A 3,429-nucleotide genomic window follows, 5' to 3' on the forward strand; every position below is an offset into this window, starting at 1 on the left:
GCTGATTTTTCTGGTCTCTCCGTCGGGCTTTTTTATGGAGAATTTATGGAGCAGGTGTCAGCCCCTCATCGCACCTTGATATTAGGCATCCCATTTGTGAGTTGTTCGCTGCGCCGTAGTGACGCAACAAAAATACAAAGGATTAAGGAGTTTGTTATGAGAAAAGCAACTTTGATGTGTGCAACAGCAATTAGCCTTCTGACCGTAGGTGCTACACCTGTCTTATCAGCGGGGTCTTCTGCCGATGCAACCGGAACATCCAAGCAAGAAATGACAAGCCCATCGGCAAACATGAACGATCTGGCAGCGCGTAAGATGTTTCTTACCGATCTGCACCACGCCCAATTGGCGATGCAGAACAAAGACAAAAGTGCAGCCGAAAAACATGTTTCAGATGCCGTACATAAGCTGAAAACAGTTGGTGGATATGATGGCAACGCAGCCAAGAAAATTATTCCAAAAGCTAAAGAAACGGCGAAAGATATCGTTGAGAAAGCAGATCCGACGTCCGAGGTCGAGGGAACAACTATATCCTCAGGCGTGTTCGATGAGCGGAAAGTGATTGCACTGGAGATCGAAGGTGATGTTGAGCCGGATGATCTTGTGTATCCGGTTTCTGGAAATGATCAGAATTTCGCTAAAGTAATGAGCCAATCTAATCTTGAAGGTAAGAAACTGGAAGGTGCGAAAGTTCGTTATATTGCCCTTGAAGTGGATACGGGGTCTGCAGAGACGCGATTGCAGCAGGCCTTGAAAGAAATTAAATCCGACAATTATTCAGATGCTGAAGATCAAATTGAAGACGTACAGGAAGCGTTTCTAGAAGAGCGAGAACAAATTATTCCCGCGAAGCTGAGAGCCAAGGATAATATTTCCCTGACCCGATTGATGGTTCAAAAGTCTCAATATGAGGCCGCACGGGACAGCTTGGAAGAAGCCGAGGATGCGTTGGCAGATCTGAAGGATAAGAAAGGCAGCGAGAATGCCGTTCAGAATATCCAAAGCGAGTTCAAGGAACTTGAAAAACAGATTGCCCAGCAAGATCCAGATCTTCTGGACACGATTGATACCACGCTTGAAAAGTGGTGGAATAGCTTGTCGTAAAATTAAGCGATACAGCAATAGGGAAGGGTGGCCACTGGCCACCCTTTTTTTGTGACTACGTTATGGGAAAGATGTGAGTTGAGGCGGATGTAGAGAGATTTTGCATAAATCCAGTGCTATTCACGACTAAAACGAATGAAGTGTACCTCAATGCAGAAGATGTATTTGAACTTGTTGCCACGGTTATCAATCGGCTGTTTCTAAAGAGTCATAACAGTTTGCCAATGATCGCGAATTTGGCCGAGCGGCAGACATGGTGATCGTCAATTTGCGTGCGGTATCATGTTCCCTTTGGGGGACGTGGGGGATTGAGCTATGGTAGGCGAGAGCAAAACAATGGAATTTTGTACCACCGTTAAAACAAGTTATGTCGGTGGCTGAAAAAACCAAATAATAATAGGGACTAGATCATGATTGTAGATGAGCGCATTTATACGGCGAAAATCGGTAAAGTTAAAGAGTATATGGAACTGTATGAAAGGAAAGGGCTGGCCGTACAAACAAGAATTCTGGGGCATATGGTCGGATATTTCCATACTGAAGTTGGCCCACTGAACCAAATTGTTCATCTTTGGGCTTATGATAGTTTTGAAGAGCGCACGCGCCGCCGGGCTCAATTGATGGCGGATCCGGAATGGTTGGAATACATCAAGGAAGTACGCCCCTTACTTGAAAAGCAAGAAAATAAAATTTTGATACCGGCCCCCTTTAGTCCCTTGGGCAAAAAGGACTGATCCTTCGGGCTTGCGCGGAATATAATGAACAAGCACCAGAATTTAACCAAAGATCTGGTGCCCCTCGAGGAATGAAGAATGATCGACTTATACACCTGGACCACGCCAAACGGGCGCAAAGTTTCAATACTGCTTGAAGAGTTAGGGTTGGACTACACCGTTCATCCAATTAACATTACGGAAGGTGATCAGAACGCAGAAGCCTTTTTAAAGATAAGTCCCAATAACAAAATTCCTGCCATTGTTGATCACGATACCGGTATTTCATTGATGGAATCCGGTGCGATTATGCTCTACTTGGCGGATAAAACGGGTAAATTTATGCCTGTAGATGCCAAAGATCGTTGGGCTGTTACTGAATGGTTGATGTGGCAGATGGGTGGCTTGGGTCCCATGTTGGGGCAGGTCCATCATTTCGCCAAATTTAATCCGGGTAAAGCTCCTTATGCGCAGGATCGATACTTAGCAGAAGCCAAACGCCTTTATGGTGTCTTAAACAAACAACTGGACGGTCAGGATTATATTGTTGGGAGGGAATATAGCATCGCTGATATGGCTGTTTGGCCTTGGATTTCTCGTTTTGAATGGCAAGCTATAGATTTGAATGAATATCCGAATGTGAAACGCTGGTATAACTCAATTGCGGTGCGCCCTGCGGTTCAAAAAGGCTATCATATTCACAAATTTACGCAGGATATCCCTATCCCTGAATGATTTGTAAATTTAGAGAAAGTATCGATTTTCACCAACCAACAGATAAAGTTTCATTTTGAAAACACAGAATGACAACGAAGAGGCATCAAGGCGGTTACTTTGGCCCACAGATTTTCTCATTTGAAAAAGCGCATGGGCTAGATTTTAAGCATAAAAAAGCCTCCCCGAAGGGGGAGGCTTTTCATCGACTGGCTAACCAGAAAGTCGTATTATTTATAGTACCCAACAACAAATATTAGGTCGTTATATAATTCACTATAAGCGACTTTCGGCGCGATTTTTTTGGTTTCTGGAGGGACCCACTGATATTCTGTCCAGGCTGTGCCGTTCGCTTTTGTGTTGACGGTGAATTCTTTTACAAATTCTTTGCCTGTAGGATCTTTCAATGCCATCAGGTTTTTGCCAATCAGTTTCACGTTTGCGCCGTGATAAACCAACTCGTTGGACGCGACACTTTGAATAAAGACATAGAATTCGCCGTGATTAAATTCGCCACCTTTAACTGAAAAATCAGCAAAAGCTTTTTCCTGACCAGCTTCTTTGTAATGTGCGATTGCAGCCTTCACAAGATTCTCTGCCGTCGTTTTCTTATCTTCGGCCTGAGCTGTGAATGTAAATGCAACGACTAGAAGCGTTGTAAATAACGAGACGATTTTTTTCATTTCTAACTTCCTCACAAAGCAATCAAATGATTGCCACTTTGAATTTGTTTCAATGGGGAACTTAGATTAAGGAAATTACACTTAACTTAATTGAAATGACCGGATTTTAGTTACTTGCAATCCGGTCTTTATACTCAAGGGTTTACTCGTAATAGCCGGTTGAGAAGATTACGTTACCGTGCTTTTCAGAGTAAACAACTTTCGGTTCAATTTTT

Annotated in this window: 4 protein-coding genes; 3 read left to right on the plus strand and 1 reads right to left on the minus strand. The window is 43.5% G+C overall.

Going from position 1 to position 3,429, the window contains the following annotated elements:
- The 3 genes from Q0241_RS06720 to Q0241_RS06730 form a co-directional block, all read left to right on the plus strand.
- On the plus strand, positions 1–1,104 hold a 1,104-nt coding region (locus Q0241_RS06720; RefSeq protein WP_299375032.1), incomplete at its 5' end, for a hypothetical protein.
- A 410-nt stretch (positions 1,105–1,514) separates the two neighbouring features.
- The gene (locus tag Q0241_RS06725; protein ID WP_299375035.1) at positions 1,515–1,838 is read left to right on the plus strand and encodes an NIPSNAP family protein; all 324 of its coding nucleotides are present in this window, start codon (positions 1,515–1,517) and stop codon (positions 1,836–1,838) included.
- Between the two features lie 78 nt (positions 1,839–1,916).
- Entirely contained in the window at positions 1,917–2,552 is a 636-nt protein-coding gene (locus Q0241_RS06730; protein WP_299375038.1) for a glutathione S-transferase N-terminal domain-containing protein, read from the plus strand.
- Positions 2,553–2,761: 209 nt separating this feature from the next.
- On the opposite strand, the gene Q0241_RS06735 is transcribed toward Q0241_RS06730, so the two are convergent.
- Positions 2,762–3,214: a cache domain-containing protein gene (locus tag Q0241_RS06735; protein ID WP_299375041.1), complete on the minus strand. Its 453-nt coding sequence runs from the start codon at positions 3,212–3,214 to the stop codon at positions 2,762–2,764.
- Between the last annotated feature and the right edge of the window lie 215 nt (positions 3,215–3,429).

The sequence above is a fragment of the uncultured Kiloniella sp. genome (assembly GCF_937128705.1).
GTDB lineage: Bacteria > Pseudomonadota > Alphaproteobacteria > Kiloniellales > Kiloniellaceae > Kiloniella.

Bases quoted from the DNA above. Each gene is read 5' to 3' on its own strand.
- Q0241_RS06730 (WP_299375038.1), top strand. From the start codon at position 1,917: ATGATCGACTTATACACCTGGACCACGCCAAACGGGCGCAAAGTTTCA.
- Q0241_RS06725 (WP_299375035.1), top strand. From the start codon at position 1,515: ATGATTGTAGATGAGCGCATTTATACGGCGAAAATCGGTAAAGTTAAA.
- Q0241_RS06735 (WP_299375041.1), bottom strand. From the start codon at position 3,214: ATGAAAAAAATCGTCTCGTTATTTACAACGCTTCTAGTCGTTGCATTT.